At 44.5% G+C, this 16,850-nt stretch carries 17 protein-coding genes; 13 read left to right on the forward strand and 4 right to left on the reverse strand.

The window, feature by feature from the left end; translation table 11 throughout:
- Positions 1–25 precede the first annotated feature (25 nt).
- Positions 26–754: a hypothetical protein gene (locus CGICJO_RS12425; protein WP_486499146.1), complete on the forward strand. Its 729-nt coding sequence runs from the start codon at positions 26–28 to the stop codon at positions 752–754.
- Positions 755–816: 62 nt separating this feature from the next.
- Here the strand turns inward: CGICJO_RS12425 and CGICJO_RS12430 are convergent, their stop codons facing one another.
- Positions 817–2,673: a DUF2079 domain-containing protein gene (locus CGICJO_RS12430; RefSeq protein WP_486499147.1), complete on the reverse strand. Its 1,857-nt coding sequence runs from the start codon at positions 2,671–2,673 to the stop codon at positions 817–819.
- A 292-nt stretch (positions 2,674–2,965) separates the two neighbouring features.
- On the reverse strand, positions 2,966–3,661 hold the full coding sequence (locus tag CGICJO_RS12435) for a helix-turn-helix domain-containing protein (protein ID WP_486499148.1): 696 nt from the start codon (positions 3,659–3,661) through the stop codon (positions 2,966–2,968).
- Between the two features lie 385 nt (positions 3,662–4,046).
- Between CGICJO_RS12435 and CGICJO_RS12440 the strand changes: the two genes are divergently transcribed.
- Complete coding sequence (locus CGICJO_RS12440; protein ID WP_087377699.1) at positions 4,047–4,394, forward strand: helix-turn-helix domain-containing protein; 348 nt, start codon at positions 4,047–4,049, stop codon at positions 4,392–4,394.
- A gap of 164 nt (positions 4,395–4,558) precedes the next feature.
- Here the strand turns inward: CGICJO_RS12440 and CGICJO_RS12445 are convergent, their stop codons facing one another.
- Positions 4,559–4,849, reverse strand: a complete 291-nt coding sequence (locus CGICJO_RS12445; RefSeq protein WP_486499149.1) for a helix-turn-helix domain-containing protein — start codon at positions 4,847–4,849, stop codon at positions 4,559–4,561.
- Position 4,850: 1 nt separating this feature from the next.
- Positions 4,851–5,480 (reverse strand): GPP34 family phosphoprotein, encoded by a 630-nt coding sequence (locus CGICJO_RS12450; protein WP_486499150.1) that lies wholly within the window; start codon positions 5,478–5,480, stop codon positions 4,851–4,853.
- Positions 5,481–5,677: 197 nt separating this feature from the next.
- Here CGICJO_RS12450 and CGICJO_RS12455 point away from each other — a divergent pair, with 197 nt between their 5' ends.
- The 11 genes from CGICJO_RS12455 to CGICJO_RS12505 all read left to right on the forward strand — a co-directional run bounded on the left by CGICJO_RS12455 (position 5,678) and on the right by CGICJO_RS12505 (position 16,306).
- On the forward strand, positions 5,678–6,505 hold the full coding sequence (locus CGICJO_RS12455; protein ID WP_486499151.1) for a YdcF family protein: 828 nt from the start codon (positions 5,678–5,680) through the stop codon (positions 6,503–6,505).
- 126 nt (positions 6,506–6,631) lie between these two features.
- Complete coding sequence (locus tag CGICJO_RS12460; protein ID WP_226385112.1) at positions 6,632–6,871, forward strand: DUF6809 family protein; 240 nt, start codon at positions 6,632–6,634, stop codon at positions 6,869–6,871.
- A gap of 65 nt (positions 6,872–6,936) precedes the next feature.
- Entirely contained in the window at positions 6,937–7,119 is a 183-nt protein-coding gene (locus tag CGICJO_RS12465) for a hypothetical protein (RefSeq protein WP_226385111.1), read from the forward strand.
- A gap of 2 nt (positions 7,120–7,121) precedes the next feature.
- Positions 7,122–7,499, forward strand: a complete 378-nt coding sequence (locus tag CGICJO_RS12470) for a TnpV protein (protein ID WP_486499152.1) — start codon at positions 7,122–7,124, stop codon at positions 7,497–7,499.
- Between the two features lie 354 nt (positions 7,500–7,853).
- Positions 7,854–8,069: a helix-turn-helix domain-containing protein gene (locus tag CGICJO_RS12475; protein WP_486499153.1), complete on the forward strand. Its 216-nt coding sequence runs from the start codon at positions 7,854–7,856 to the stop codon at positions 8,067–8,069.
- Positions 8,066–9,466 carry a LuxR C-terminal-related transcriptional regulator gene (locus tag CGICJO_RS12480; RefSeq protein ID WP_486499154.1) on the forward strand — a complete coding sequence of 467 codons (1,401 nt, stop codon included), beginning with the start codon at positions 8,066–8,068 and terminating at the stop codon, positions 9,464–9,466. The genes CGICJO_RS12475 and CGICJO_RS12480 overlap by 4 nt, the downstream gene beginning before the upstream one ends.
- A 182-nt stretch (positions 9,467–9,648) precedes the next feature.
- Entirely contained in the window at positions 9,649–10,704 is a 1,056-nt protein-coding gene (locus CGICJO_RS12485; protein ID WP_486499155.1) for a substrate-binding periplasmic protein, read from the forward strand.
- A 75-nt stretch (positions 10,705–10,779) separates the two neighbouring features.
- Positions 10,780–12,477: a WG repeat-containing protein gene (locus CGICJO_RS12490; RefSeq protein WP_486499156.1), complete on the forward strand. Its 1,698-nt coding sequence runs from the start codon at positions 10,780–10,782 to the stop codon at positions 12,475–12,477.
- Between the two features lie 80 nt (positions 12,478–12,557).
- Positions 12,558–13,244, forward strand: coding sequence for a hypothetical protein (locus CGICJO_RS12495; RefSeq protein WP_486499157.1), 687 nt, complete (start codon positions 12,558–12,560; stop codon positions 13,242–13,244).
- 24 nt (positions 13,245–13,268) lie between these two features.
- Positions 13,269–13,610 carry a hypothetical protein gene (locus tag CGICJO_RS12500; protein WP_486499158.1) on the forward strand — a complete coding sequence of 114 codons (342 nt, stop codon included), beginning with the start codon at positions 13,269–13,271 and terminating at the stop codon, positions 13,608–13,610.
- Positions 13,607–16,306, forward strand: a complete 2,700-nt coding sequence (locus CGICJO_RS12505) for an LPXTG cell wall anchor domain-containing protein (protein WP_486499159.1) — start codon at positions 13,607–13,609, stop codon at positions 16,304–16,306. The genes CGICJO_RS12500 and CGICJO_RS12505 overlap by 4 nt, the downstream gene beginning before the upstream one ends.
- Positions 16,307–16,850: the final 544 nt, after the last annotated feature.

Genomic DNA, 16,850 nt, shown 5'->3' on the forward strand with positions numbered 1-16,850 from the left:
TAATAGTCTTTAAGGAGGATTTAATATGGTAAAGTCAAGATTTCTACAAATCACTTCTATTCTGATGATTGTGTTCAGCGCCATTATGATATTCTTTTCATTGGTATTTTTTATCATTGCAATGGTATCTTCTTTGGCTACTTCCCACGCCACTTACTATTTTTCATCCTATTCCTACCACTCTTCCTCATCTATGTCTATAATGTTTAATTTGGCAGCGGCTATTTTAGGTTCGGTTATAAATATTATAGCAGCTATTGTGGGAATATGCGGCGGTGCTTACGGATTGAAAAATTGGAAGGTTCAGGAAAAAGCAGGTAAAAATATGATTTTTGCCATCTCCTCAATTATCATCACAGTAATCGGCTTTGTTCTTTTGGCTGTAGGTGTTTTGCCTCTTATTCCGTTTTTGTTTGTATGGTTTATTTTCCAAATGGTAGCTCCTGTTCTTCACCTTATCGGTGCTTACACAATGAAGCAGGGAAAACCTATCAGCACCAGCACCAATTACGGATATACTCAATATAACAACTACAACGGATATTATAACCCAAACGAAGGCTATAACAACAACGGTTACTATCCGCCTAACGGATACGAAAACAACGGATATAACGGCGGTTATAATCCAAACCCAAATTATGGAAACGGAGAAAACCAGAATTATAATTACAGCAATGCAAATTATACACAGTCTAACTCCGAACCAAATGAAGGATATCCAAATAACAATTCCACAGACAATCAAAATTAAAAATCAATCCCCGATGACAATGGGAAGTTGTCATCGGGGATTTTTATTGTAAATTTTAAATTCTATTTAGCCGAGAGAATAACGATTATGTTTTCCTCATCAACCACTTTTACATATCCTTCATTTATCAGCTGCTCTATTTCCTCTTGCTTTTTATCTCTTTGAGAAGCATTTCTCATATCGTAGATATAATAATCAACATCTGTAACGTCAGTGTAATTTCTCTCATATATTTCATCTCTCTGAGATAATCTGGCTACAAACATTGTATCGGAAATCACAGAAGCATCCGACGGGATATCGTCAAGGTACATGTTTATTGTATTTATAGTTTCCTGATTGTCAAAATACTTTACAAAGTAGGATGCAAATCCTGCGCTTGTACAGAAAAATCCTGCAACAGTTCCCGCCACAATAAACAACGCCATAAACTTTTTAAATCTGCCTTTTAACCTTTTGAGATTTATAACAACCAGATAGAAGAAAATAGCTATAACGCCGAAATTGTACTGGAAGTAAATGGAATGTTGATAATTGTAGTCAGGCATTAAATTTATCAGCACAAAGGGCATAATTAAAATCAGCTGCTGGGGCTTTTTACAAAATACAGGCAAAAATCCCAAGGGCGCAAGCATCATTATCGCATATAGCAGTTTTTCAATCTCAAAAGACTCGAAAATAACAAGCGCCGGGTTTACAAGAACGTTTTTCACAACCTCCAGCAGACTTCCGTTTTTGTTGGTCATAAAATTACTGAAACGGTTCGTCATTGCTCCATATCCCTGAAAATACAAAAGCATCAAAGCAAAACCAAAGTAGAATATTGATATTGCCATCATCAGCGAACTGTGAAAGCGCATCTTTCCTGTTATTATAAAATATACACAGACAAAGAACAGGTAAATAAAAGCGTCCTCTTTTACCATCAGAACTAAAATTCCGAACAGATAGAAAAGCGGAACTTTCCTCTTTTCCGCCGCATAGAAAAACCAAAGCAGCAACGGCAGCAGAAAACAGTTTTCATGTATATCATAAAAACATCCGCCTGAAATTGCCGGGAAAAACAAAAACGCTGTGGCAATGCAAATTGTGTATTTATTGGAAAGCTGATAATGTCTGCAAAGCAAATACAAGGGAATTACTCCGCTTGCCAAAATCACCGCCTGCATAATTTGCAGATACATTGGATTCGGGAAAATCAAATATCCCGGAAGCAACAGATAGAAAATCGGTGAAACATGTATTGCGAAATGGGATAAAAGCGTTCCTCTCTCTGAGGTTGTCAAAGGCATGAATGTTTCCTTCATATAGTAAAACATCTGAGAAAACAAACCGAAGTCATAGTTGGGAGCGCTGTATGTGAGATATCTGAATACTCCAAATCCTCCCACAAACGCCACAAAGGCAGCTGCCCCTAATGCTATATACACTTTTAACATACTGTCGCTTATGCTTAATAATTCAAACATCTTTACACGATATTTCACCGTGAAATAAAGCACAAACGCCCAAAATACCAAAACTCCCGCAAGCAGTTCGGTTTTGTTATTGTAACCTGCAACAACAATTATTGTATACACAAGAAGAGAAAGCAAAAGAAATCCGCTGTCAAAATATCTGCTTTTTAAATATATTACCACTGCTGTGACAACAAAAAATACCAGTGCCATTACCATAATCATGACAAGCACATTTACACGTGAAGAATACTTCACAGTCAGCAATGATTCACCGCTGACAGTAAAAGCCATGATTCCGGAAGCAAAAAGCCACGCCGATAACAATCTTAAAAGCAGGTTTTGTATCGAATTAGGTTTTAATTCAACTGTGCTATTACATGAAATTCTTCTGCCTTCTTTACTATTAGCGTTCTCCTCCTCTTTCATGAACGTTTTATTTTCATTATCGTTCATATCCATAGTATAATCTCTCCTTTCAGGCAAAAACAGTCATTAACCTTAAGAGTTATATTTGATTATACTATATCAAAAACATATAGTCAATAAAAGGCTTTTTTGTCGAACTATGATACACAATTCAGTTCTATTTTGCTATACCGTTTTTTATTTATATAGATATAAAATAACAATTAACATATTTATATTACATCTAAAATGTGTTATAATTATAATATAGATTTAATTTATAGATAAAATGTAACAGAAAAAACAAGACCGGCATTTTCCTTTAAAAAGCCGATCTCTAAACAATTTATTTTATTTTATAATTCATTTTTCTCTCTGCATTCTGTATTAAGTTAGAAAGTGAGGTGTATTGTTCCGGATAAACTTCAGAAATCGACTCAGGATTAAGTAAATTCTGATGCTTTTTTCCTCCGTTTTCCTGGCTGTTTTTCTGATAAAATTTCGATTCATATTTTATCTTTGCACATGACATCTCCATAATTGAGTTGCAGTATCCTTCAAATATCTCAGAAGGAATAGAAAATATCTTTCCAGTTCCGGGTACATAAAGGTCATACAGCATTCTGTAAATCTTGTAGACCGATGCGGTAAAGTAGGATGTAACATCTGCTGACACAGCTTTTGAATTTAACTGAGGTAAAGCCTCATACAAAATGCTCACTGAATCTGTTATAATCTTTCGGTTCAGCGCATGAATAACAGAGATTTTCGGTTTTGAATCCTGGAAAGAATCTTTTTCATCAGGTTCTTCCTGATATACCGCACCTCCGTTTCTGTTGGCGCTTCTTCCCAAAAGATAATCGCAGGAAACGGAATAATAGTCGGCAATTTTAACCACAAATTCAAGGCTGCATTCTCTTATGCCGTTTTCATAGTGTGACATCAAAGCCTGGGAAACACCAAGGTCTTTTGCTGCTTGGCACTGACTTATACCTTTTTCTTTACGAAGCATTGTTATAATTCTTCCAAATCCCTTTTTCATTCAAAAAACCCCCAAACAACACACGGGCTTATAAAACCTTATCATATTAAATAGTACTTACTTTTATTCGCATTATAGATACTATAAAATATTTATTGCCATGTGTCAATAGCGTTTTTATTGTTTTGTTTAACAAATATAACATTTACATCTATATTGTTACATGTTATCTAAAACATGGCAGATCATACAGTGTTTAAATAGAAATATTTCAACAAATAAACCTTATTATTTTATAAAATTTTGTCCGTATAGTTTATTGTAAATTTTTTAGTAAAAATCGTAAATTCATTTTGTTGTTTTTTATCAAAAAAAAGGCTATTTTTGCTAAAATAATACTTACACAATTGTAGATTCACACATTAGTAAGAAAAGGATGAACAAAATGGTTTTTGGTGACATTTTAAGGAATCTTATTGAAGAAAAATGCATAACCCAAAAAGAACTTGGAAATCAGCTTAATATTGCACCATCAACAATCGGAAACTATGTACGTAATTTAAGAGAGCCAGACTACCAGACATTAAAACAAATAGCATCGTATTTTAACGTATCTACCGATTATCTCCTTGATTATCACTGTGAAGAAGTCATAGCTGAAAATCATAGAGAAGACGAACTGCTGAGAATATTTCGTGCCCTAAGCGATCAGCAAAAGGATTTTTATTTAGCTCAGGGAAAATTATTCTTAGCTCAGTCTTTCGGTGAAAATAAAAGCAACTCCAAGGAATGACATTAGTTTTGAGTACACATGATTTTTCGATTTTTTAATTCACAACTTAAAAAATAACACGATTCACACAGTATCATTGAACGATAGGCTCTCTAACTATCTACAATCAATACAAAAAAGACTTGCTCCTGACTTTAAGGTGCAAGTCTTTTTTGTTTGTATTATTACTTTTCAGTTTCCACTGCTTCAACATGTTGTTTTTTCGATAATATCTCTTTTATCTGTGGAATTGATTTCCCTTCACTTTTCAATCTTTTAATTTCTTCTATGCGTTTTACGGTTTCTTCCCTTTTGTATCTTCTCGTAAGGTTTTCCTCCTCCTGCTCAAAGGGGAGCATTCCCTCTTCCGTATAAAATTTTAACGTGCTGTAACGGCTAGCTGTAATCCTCACAAGCTCGCCTATAGTCACGTATTCAGAGGCCATTATCTTTTCTATACTTCTTTGTCTTGACATATTAAGTCGCCGCAACCACTATCAGACAGGTTATATAATCGACAGCTTCGGAAACAAGCTCCCCTACCTCCGTCTTTTTTATTTCTTTAATTCGCTTTTTTAGACAATCAGCCTCATATTTTGAAAAGTATTTTTTTATCTGCTGTCCCTTATACATAAGGGCTGTAAGAAGCACTATTTCCTTTGAAACCACTCCGTCCTCCAGAAGCTCCGCACGTATCTCCTGGATTATTTTATCTTTCTCTCCCTCTTTAGGAAAACAAACCTCTCCGTCTTTCTCCAAATCTGCCAAGCCTTTTTCCGCAAGGCTTCTCGCAACTGCTTTAAGATAGTTTGTAAGACGCTTTCCCGTAAAAGTCAAAACAAACTCCGAAACCAATTTATCAGGCGTAAGCTTTTGCTTTTCCATTATCATATCATATAAACATCTTAAAAAACTAAGATTATCCGGAAGCTCCTTTACAGCTTTCAGTCTTTTCTTAACTCCTATTTCCACTACGCCGTCAAAAACCATGTCAAAAAGTCCGGCTACTACAAGGCATGATGGAACTTCTACTCCCAATAACGGAAGCTTTCCTCTATCAGTCAAAGAAACAATCAAGTATTTTTCGGTAACTGTCAAATCATTCATAAAATCACCTCATGTCATGAATTTTTAACCTTATGTGAATTTTATATACTTACTACTTACTACTTACTACTTACGATTTAATTATAGCATACAATATACAAAAGTCAATATACTATTCATAAAAAATAAAAAGCTTGAAAAAACTCATATATATATGTATAATGAATATATAAATTTATGAGAAAAGGAGGAATTCAATGAGGCTGCCTGAACCTATAGATATCAATACCCTTTATAAAATTGAACATATCAGCAAATTCACACGTATTGCCAGAATAATAACACTGATGCTTTCTTTTATATTTTTGATATGGTTTATAATCCCAATCGGGTTCGGTATTTTAAATTTCGGAAATATTTTCGGAATATTTTTATGTCTGTTTTTTATCTTCACCTATGGATTTCGCAGAACCTTTTTGAGAATAAAGCACTATTTCAGCCAACACGGAGTTCTTTCCGTATGCTGGCACTGCGGCAAAATTGCAATAACCTTTTTTCTGATTTATGCTATAGTTATTACTGCTTTTATGATGATAGTCAGCTTCATCCCCCCTGCTCAAAATTCAACGGCTATTGTTCTGGGTTGTCAGGTAAGAGGCAGAGAACCAAGTTTAATGCTTCAGGAACGAATTAACGCCGCCTCGGATTATATGATAGATAATCCCGCCGCCCGACTTATAGCTTCAGGCGGAAAAGGCGAAGGCGAGGATATCAGCGAAGCCGAATGTATCATTACAGAGCTTGAGAAAGACAATATAAAAAGACTTAGAATGTACCTCGAAGACAACTCAAGCAATACTTCAGAAAACATTAAAAACTCCATTGGAATAATTGACAATTACGGACTTGAGCCAAATGTAGCAATAGTCACCGACTTTTTCCATCAGTTAAGGGCAAGACTTATATTACAGAAAAATGATTATCAGGGCAACATAGGTGCTGTAAACGCAAATACAAACATCCTGTTTGCTCCCACCTACATAGTTCGTGAATGGTTTGCTATAGTCAAAGAGCTTATATTTTAAATAGAAATACAAAAAGACATCCGAAAGGGAGACACTTCGTAAGGAAGTTGTCTCCCTTTCGCTTTTGTAGTCAGCCAAAATGATTGAATTGTAAGGATAATTCAACTTATAACGGAGGATTACATAATGAAAAACTTTATTGAAGAATTTTACTACGGAAACATTGAACCACAAGCGGGAAGCACAAAGCAAAACAAGGCTGTTCAGAAACAAATGGAAAACTTGATGACAAATGAAGATTTCCTGACAACAGTGCTATCTGATGAAAACAAAAAGCGGTTTCTTGATTATGTAAACGCTTGGGACATTGTGAACGGAGAACCTAATTTAGACAGTTTTATTATGGGATTTCGTTTAGGAGCTTAACTTATGCTTGATACCTTTATCACCTCTGAAACCCCTTTTGAAGATTTATTGAGGGAGTGACAGCGTTGAAAGGAAAATATTACATAGTGCTTAATGAATACGAGCGTAGAATTATTATTAACAGCCTGAACGAATTAAGAAATCGTTTGATTGCCAAAGGAAGATACACAGACGCAGTTGACGAGCTTTTGCTTAAAATTATAAACGCAAAGAAAAAGAAGTTCAAAGTGATCTACAAGGAGGCGTGATTATGCAAAAGAATATTTATAACGAACAAACAGGTATCAGCTATACATTACAAGGTAATTATTATCTTCCTGATCTCACATTACCACCCGAAGAAGAAAAGCACATTGGCGTATGGGGACAGCGGCACTTGCGCTATCTCAAACAGCACCGCAGGATACTTTACACCAATCTGCTCACAAGCGGCAGGCTGAACAGCTATCTTGCTGATATTAATGAACAGGCAGAGAATATGTTTCTTAAGTTGGTAGAACAGATGGCAGAGCATGAGGGCATAACCGAAGAACTGAAAGCCGAACATCCGATGGAATGGATAGGCAGGATGAACGCACTGCGTGAATCGGCAGTGGAAATCGTAAACGCAGAAGTAATTTTCGCATAAACCGAAGCCGATAGGAAAGCGGTGTCATCAAACCTGTAACGCTTTGAAACACAAAAACGAGGGGTAAGGTACAAACACCTTGCCCCTCAAAGTTTATGCCTTAAAAGCAGCTTGAAATCAAGCTTTTTCAGCCTCTATTTTTCGATTTCCAACAGAACAAATATGCTTTCGCATACGAAAGCATATCTCGATGGATTTTCACAAAACAACACAGAAACGAAGGAAGATGACAAAACCCTTGATATAATGATGGAAAATGCGATCTAAACATATTTTACGAGAAATCAGGAAATTCATTGAGATTTCGCAAACTTTGTGCTATACTACCCTTATCATGACAATGAGGTGAACCGTATGGCAGTACAATATAACAAGCTGTGGAAGCAGCTGATCGATATGAAAATCAAAAAATCTTCCTTAACGGAAATGGCAGGTGTTTCGGCTTCCACCATCGCAAAGCTCAGCCATGACGAATATGTGAGCCTTGAGATTTTAGAACGGATCTGCCGGGCGCTTCACTGTGAAATCGGCGATGTGGTGGAACTCAGGAGGGGGGCCGAAGAATCATGAAGCGGCAGAAACTTACATCCTCAGAACTCCTTTGCGGACTGTGTTTTGCGTTATGCTTTTTCGCCTTTATGCTGACAGAGGCGTTTGTCAACGAGCGCTGTGCCGTGATTCTCGGAAGCGGTGCCGTAAATCCCGTATATACCGTTGGGCTTGTCTGCACAGGATTGGGATTCCTTTCGTTTTCCCTGCTGCGCCGCCTATGCAAAAAAGAAAAATCCAGGAAAACGGCGCAGATTATCATTGGCGTTCTGTGTCTTGGGGCGGCTCTGGTTTTGCTTTTTGCAGATCATCCGGCACTCTTTCTGACAAGCTCTGCCGCAGCCCTGCTGCTGACCGGCCATATCAGCGGATGCGTGTATTACAATACGGCCATGTATTTTGCCGCAAGCCGGTATATGGGACGATTGATCGGCACGGGTATGGGAGTGGCGATCCTGTTACAGTTTGTGGTACAGAATTTAATACCGCAGTCTGTCACCTTTATTATCAGCATTATTTTGAGTGTTGCGTTTGTCATGTATTTTGTCATAACAGTGCCGAAGGACTGGATTCTGGAAAATCCTTTGCCCTATTCGTCGGACGCCAAAAAAGATTTCAAAAAAACGCTGCTTCTGATCGTTGCCGTAGTGCTTATGAGCCTTGTAGCCGGAATGATCGACAGCGTACTGACGGCCTTTAATGCCGAAAAATCTTATGACATTTACGGCGGTGTTCGTTTGTTCTATGCACTGGGGCTGATTTTGGCGGGGGTCCTTGCCGATATCAGGGAGCGGAAATATCTTCCACTTTCTACCGTATGTACGATTTTGCTCTCCTCTGTCTGTATGTTCTTTCTCTCGAATGAAGTCAGTTATTTTGCCGGTACTGCGCTGATGTATCTGTACAGCGGCTTTTATGTGATCTTTTTAACGGTGATGTTTCTGGATTTTGCACCCAAAAGCAGCAGGCCGGAGCTGTGGGCAGGTATGGGGCGCATTGTGCGCAGCTTTACTGTGGCAGCAACTGTCCTGCCGGCGTTCAACATCTATGGCGCAGTTGGCACTACGGTGTTGGCTGTAGTGAGTTGCCTGCTGTCTATCCTGATCCTGCTGGTATTGCTGCCGTATCTGAGTAATGCCACCGTTTCACTCAAACCGACAGAGAAACTGACTTCCGAAAGTCCCACGCTCTCCCCGCAAGAACGACTTAACCTGTATGCACAGCACTGTTCCCTGACTCCCCGGGAGACGGAAGTATTGGAAAAGTTATTGACGACCGAGGACGGCGTACAGGAAATTGCCGACAGCCTGTATATCTCCCGGCGGATGGTGCAGCGGTACATCTCTTCTATTTATGAAAAGACCGAAACCAAAACACGCCTCGGCCTGTTCCAAAGTTATATGAATTTTACAGAGTAAATTTTATTTGGGCATAACGCTGCTTTTCGCGAGAAAAGTAGCGTTATTTTTATGTATTTTTTCAAGATGTCACACATGTGAACCCCCGATTTTGCAAGAATGGCGCGTATGTGAACTACAAAATGATGGAATTTGTATGTATCATGATAATGGTTTAGCGTTCAATGCGGAGGGATGCAAAGATGTCTAAAAAAATAATGGCACTTGTTTTGACTCTATCCATGCTTCTCTGTTTTACAGCCTGCGGTAATAAGGCTGATTCTGATGAATCAGACACAAGCCAGAACGGCGCAGTCGGATCATCTGAAGGCATGCCGTCCATCGAGTCTGAGCTCGAACCCAAGCCGGAACCCGAACCGGACCCGAAGACGATGCCGGAGTATCATTTTACCGAGGCTGTACAGGAGCGTGGCGTGCTGACCGTAGGAGTAAGCGGAAACTCGAAAACCTGCTATGTCATACCGGATGACCCGGAAAAATACGGAGAGCTTGTGGGCACCCGTGCCGGAAACGTGCCGGAGGTATGCCGCCGAATTGCCGAAGAGTTGGGCGTAGAAGTCGAATTTGTGGAATATGCGACCTTGGAAGCACAACTGCAGGCAGTGACGGACGGGGATGTGGATCTTGCCGCGGATAACTTTACTATTACCGAGGAACGCCTTGCCCTTTACGAAATGACCGACGATTTTAACGTAAGGGAAATCGAAGGAGACGAGGTGTTTTTAAGTGCGAATCCTCAGCCGTGGCTGCCGTCGGAAGAGGAAACGGAAGAGAGCTCCTCGGAGACCGAGGATGAAGCACCCGTCGAGCCCGAACCCAGAGAGATGATACAGAGTGAAGAGGAACTTGCCCATGCCCGTATTGCCGCTGTCAAGGGCTCCGTGCAGGCGACGAATACTGCGGAACAGTATCCAGAGGCGGAACTGCACCTGCTGCCCGATAACAAGTCGATTCTGGAAGCGCTGATCGCCGGAGAGGTGGATGCCGGGGTATTCAGCATGATAGATCGCGCATTTGCGGATGAAATCGTGGAGGAAATTGTGGATGGAAATGTCGCCCAGTGCGGCTATGAGGTGGTAACACCGGATTTCCGCGGTTACGGACTGGTTCTGATGAAGGAAAACGAAAAACTCTGCCAGTCCATCAACGAAATGATTGCCGAGCTTAAGGAAAGCGGATGGCTGCTGGAATGCTTTGATACGGAGGAAGCAAAGGCGGTGGAACGTGGAATTGTCTGAGCGGAATGCGCGAGTTTTCAGCAAATACCCCGGCTTCGCGCCGAGTCTTGACAGTCAGGCAAAGGAGGAAATGCCATGAAAAAAATACTTTCGCTTTTACTGATACTCTGTATTCTCGGTCTTGCCGGCTGCGGAAAGACGGAAGAGCTTCCTGACACGCAGCCGACTTCTAACGGCGGCAGCGGGCAAAATGTGGCTTTTGCCGACACCGAATGGGCGGTCTACGATGGTTACGGCGTCACAATGGAATATCCGTCCACATGGACTCTATACTGCTACGCCGAGTCTGCGTCCGCCGCCAATTATTCCGTCCTGATGGTAAGTGCGGCTGAGGATATCTTCCTTCGCTGTTATGTAACCGAAAGCGACCCTCTTCCGGTCACCATCCTCTCGCCTTCCGACAACGCGGAGGCAAAGCTTTTCTATGAGTATGTGAAGGAAACGGCGTTCCGGGCGGTTGATTTTCCCATCATGGATCCGGCTGCGGCAATGGAGGGTGACGAGGCTGTGATCGAGTTTATGACAGCCCTTGAGGAGTACAACTCCGACCCTAAAAATCCTCTGCCGGAGTATACCGGCGAGCTGCCTCGGGGACAATCCGGCGCAACGGATACCGTGCAGCTGTCCGACGACGGTACCCTTGCTTCCGTTCAGGATGCGGATACGGGTTTATATGGATACATTGATAAAACAGGCGCCTGGCGCATCGAACCGCAGTTCAAGAGCGCCTACGGCTTCTCGGACGGACGCGCGATGGTGCAGCTGGAGGATGGCAGCTGGGCCTATATCGACCGAACGGGTGCACTTGTTATTCCGGAAGTCCGTGACAGCGACGGAAGCACCTATCCGCTGAAGAGTTCCGTGAAGTTCCGGGAAGGCATCGCGGCCGTGGAGATCGATACCGGAAACGCCTACGATAAAATCTACATCGACCTGAACGGCAATGTTCTGTTCAACGCCAGGGGCTTGCCCAAGGTTTACGGCGCAGGCTACGCCAGCACCTACTTCTTCGGGTTTGGGTCCAATTTTACCAATGGGAAGGCGGTGGCCGCCCGCAGAGTCAACGAGAGCACGGATGCGCGGATGGACACCGAGGACGCGCCGGTCATTATCGATAAAAGCGGCAATATTCTTGCCACGATATCGAAAGAGTATTATGCGGACGAAAGCGGCTTTGACCCGAACATGATGGTAAAGATCAAGCCCGGCGGGCCGTTCCACGGTGAGGATCTCTACGGCCTGTGCGACGAAAACGGAAACGTGGTTGTGCCCTGTGAATATCCTTATCTCCAGTACTGTGAAAACGGCTGGTATGTAGCCCAGAACCAGGACGGCAGATACGGTTATATCGATAAAAGCGGAAACGTAATGATCGATTTCGAGTTTGAGGATGCCGAAAAATTCAGCTGCGGGCTTGCTCCCGTCTTGATCGACGGGTTATGGGGCTTTATCAACGAGGACGGCGAAGTGGTGATCGAGCCGGTCTACCTTACAGCCAGTGTTGCCACCATAAACGCCGACCCATACGTTGGCAGCTGCACCTTCTGGGACGGCGTCGGCAAGGTGCAGGACGGAGATCAATGGATCCTCATTGATGCCCAGGGAAATGTGGTCGTGGACGATCCGGGGTTCAGCGGCTTTTACTCCTGCGGAAACGGTCTGATCGCTTACCAGGATGCGGAAAGCACCTTGTGGGGCTACATGACGACCGACGGAAAAATCGCCATAGAAGCACGTTTTCTTTCGCCGGACACCTTCTTTCCGGCAGACTGAAATAAGGTGCCGATCGTCAGAGATTGGCTGTAAATTTAAGTTCAAAATATAATCAACAACAAAAAGTGGAGGGATGATGAATGATGAAAAAACAATTGGCACTGTTACTTGCGTGTTTGATGCTTTTCACCCTTGCGGCCTGCGGTGGGGAGTCCCCGGCAGCACCAAATGAGGGAACTTCGCAAAGTTCGGACAGCGGACAGGAAAACATAGAGACGCCTCAGGGAGAGGAAGAAGAAAGCGTTCCGTCCTTCTCTGTTCCCACCCAGAACGATCCGCCCGCCGTGTATGAGGGAATCAATATGGTCAACCTTGTGCCGGAGGGCTGCACCGAAGTGGTGTACGATGGGGGCGTGTATATCTACAAGCTGTCTTCGGCTCCTACCAGCGAAACACTGGTGAACTTTATCAATGAGAAACTGATCCCGGAGATTCAGGCGTGTTCCGATACCGGGACCTGCCTTGTAAAAGATCCTTCCAACAATGATGTTTTGGGCCTTGAACGGGGCGTTACTCCATTCCGTGCATTTGATTCCTTCGGCTACAGGGTCTCGGACAGCGGCGCAGAGTACGCCTATTGGATCATCGACGGCGAGCAGTTTGCCAATGAACGGCAGCTGAGCGGAGGAGGCACAAAACTGCTGGATGTCCGGTATGTGTACGACGGCGTGCTGTATGATGCCATTACAAAGGTACGGGAAGAAGATCAGGCAATCAGCGTGACCCCCTTTGAAGAACCCAATCAAAAGTTTGAAATTGTAGAGTAAGAAACGCAAAAAGGAGGCGATAGGATGATATCGGTTCAGCGTATTCTGCCATATACCAAGCAGCTGGTGCTGTATGCGCTGTATGATGTTCTGGATTCGGAAGAAAGCGAATACGACAAAGCGGAAAACGGACGGATCGCCGCCAAAGTGACCGTTTACGGAAACAGAAGCGGATTTGAACTTTCCTTATCGGAGGAGCTGCCTGCGACCGTCCTGATGGTGCAGATAAGTGCGCCCTGCCAGGGTCTTTCCGTGCAGGGGCAGCGGCGTGCGGCGGATTATCTGGCTGACCGTGTGGAACAGCTGCTGGAAAATGAGCTGAAATTATCAGCTTTATTAAAAACGAAAGGAGAAAATATAACATGAACACAAAGAAGAGAAACATAGGCGCAAGACTGGGGGCAATACTGCTGAGCCTCTGCCTGATGATGGGGCTGCTGCCGACGACAGCGTTTGCACAGGATACCGGCACCACCATCTTTGGGTACGAGGGCAGCGGTACAACATGGAGCATGGCGAGCGTCAGCGCCGAGGATCAGTCCGATTACACCGCTCTGACAAGCTACGATTCATTTGACTGGTTCTACGGATTAGAGATGATCGGCGACACCATCTACGGCGTGTACAGCAGCTATTACAACAGTAGTTACGATTCCGAACTGGTGATCCTGAACCCCGACCTCACCATCCAAGAAACGGTGGGCGGATGGTTGAACAGCAGCCTGGATATCGAGCAGATCATAGACACCACGGTGCAAAACGATACCCTGTGGGGAACCTACAACACAGCCGAGTACGAGTATAGTTTGGAGGGCGGTGAACTCGTTTCTATTTTCAAGAGCGGCACGTCATACCTGATTCCAATAGACCTGACCACCGGCATGGCGGACAAGACCCAGATACATCAGGTTACCGGCCTGCCCGGGCGTGAGATTATCTATACCATCGCCTGCAACGAAAGCGGTCAGATGTACGCCATCGTCGCAGACGGCGGGGAGAACGGCGGCGCAGCCTCTCTGTATACCATTGACACAACCACCTTTGCGGCGAACAAGGTGGGCGACACGGGCGTGGCCACCAACTACGTCTCCAGCAGCACCTTCGCGCCGGACGGCACCCTCTACTGGGCAGAGAACAATGCCGGAAAGCTTTATACCGTAAATACCGCCACCGGAAAAGCGATAGCCGTGTACGGCGGCACCATCGGCGGCTCGGGGCTGTCGCTCAATGCCATGATGATCCCAAGCGACGCTGACACGACAGCCTATGTCAATTTCGTCGTCAATGGCGAAGGTACTGTCACTATGGATGGCGAAGTGGTCAGCGGATGGCAGAAGGCTACGCCGGGGAGCGATCTTTCATTGACCTTCACGCCCGGCGGCGACAGCAACGTGAAAGAGGTCGTCGTGGACGGGGAGAAGATGGAATTCATCGACAGCTATACACTCGAGGACGTGAGCGCATGGAGTGCGGGCACCCACACGGTGGAAGTGACCTTCGGATCGAGGGACATCGAAATCACCGCTAATCCTTGGGTAACGGGGTATCTGGGCGAGCATTCCTTGCAGTATCATCCGTCCTTTGAAGCTACGCTCTATTTCACAGTATCAAACGGTCCTTCAAGGAACACGGCAGGCGTATCGAACTACCAGATTTCCATCGAGAAGGACGGAAAAACCATCGATAAAAGCGACCTTGTCCCCGGCACCTATGACATTCACGTCACCAGAGCAGAAGACAAGTATTGGAACGCGCTGGATATCGTTCTGAAAGATGACTTGATTATCACAAAGCAGACCGACCTCATTCAGTGGAGTGATCTGGAGCTGACGGCAAATCCGGGCGACACCCTGGCGGATATTGAAAAGCCTGCCTATCTTGTGAGCTCGCTGGATGGCAAGCAGATTCCGGGTACGTTCTACTGGATCGATGACGAAAGCACCTCCGTAGGGGAGCTGGGCGACAGAACGGGATTTAAGTTCCGCTTTGTGCCGGATCCGCTGTCAGATGACCTTGCCGTTCTCTACGATTTCTCCGCCATGCCCGAGGACGGATTTCAGGGTGATGAATGGAATCCATATACCGCCTATGTGACGGTGAAAGAGGCGAGCGATATCCCCAGCAGCACGGATCCCATCGACCTGCCGGTGCGGGTGCTGGAAGAGGGCGATACAGACTATTCCCCGGCTCCCGAGCTTTCCGCAGCCTTTACCCCGGACACTGCGGTGACCGCGGGCGAGTTTAACGAGTTCCAGGGTCTTGCCATCGACTACTATTACCCGATGATCGATGCGCAGCCCAGCGAGGGCTACGACATCCAGGCGGAATACACCGTCTCCATCCCTCTTACGGGCTATGCGGGCGAAACCCTCAGCGGAACGCTGACCATCCCCCTGCCGGAGGGGTATGACGGGGCGACCGCGCGCATCAAGGGCGGTGCTTCAGCCAGCAGCTATACGGCGACCAGCGTCAGCTTCCCGGTGACGCTGGATGTATCATACGGAACAGCTGAGGCGTTGGAATTGCTGATCGAATACAAGGAAGCGCAGGAGCCGGTTGTACCTGACGCCCCGGTAATCATCAAGGGAGCCAACGGCACATGGCAGAAAGGCGGCAAAGACGGCCTGTCCTTTACTTCCAACGCAGCTTTTGCCGATTTCATCAAGGTACAGGTAGACGGCAAAGATCTGGACGCTTCCAACTACACAGTAAAAGAAGGTAGCACCATTGTGACTTTGAACGCCGCTTATCTCAACACCCTGTCTGTCGGTAAGCACACCCTCTCCATCGTCTCCGCAAATGGGACAGCTACGACGGAGTTTACCATCACGGCGGCGCAGACCGGCGGCGACCAGACGGAAGGCAATCAAACCGGCGGAGATAACCCGACCAGCGGCGATGACACCACGACGCAAGCCCCGAACAAAAATGATGGAGCCACATCCAGCCCGCAGACCGGAGATAACAGCAATATGCTGTTATGGGTAACCCTGTTATTTGTGTCGGGAGCCGGATTGCTCGGAGCAGTTGTCTACAGTAGAAAGAAAAGATACAATCCGTAACCAATGATCGAACTGTCCTGTGAATTTCACAGGACAGTTCGATTGAAAAGGGGTTACCATCTTGACAAGCAAACATTTGTTCCATATAATATAAAGTGACAGTTTATCTGTCCTGCAACTGAATATATTTTCACAAATTGATTGAGAGAACGGCAATAAGCCGGACAACACCTGCGGCATGCTAATGAAAATGCCGTCGCTTCCAAGCTGCCCTGAACTGTCGGCAGAGGGTAAAGCGTAAAAGACAGTTTCGACTTTGAATTTCAAAGCCGGTTACATAAATGTGAAGCCACACCGCAAGGGATAAGTCTATCCTTTTGCGGGAAGTCGGTACGCATTTGTGTGCCGGCTTTTTTTGTTGCCCGAAAGCCGGTTACAACTGAATGACCGGCTGGATGGAATATGATTTTGCCAAGACCCTTTGCGTGAGCAGAGAGAGCGAAACGACGCTGCGGTGAGAGTCCGGGGCAGGGATAGAAAAACGACGTTCAGACAGACCAGCAAAAAAAAGAGAAATAGTGTGTCCACAACAGTAACGAGCATC

This window comes from Candidatus Limousia pullorum (assembly GCF_057405065.1).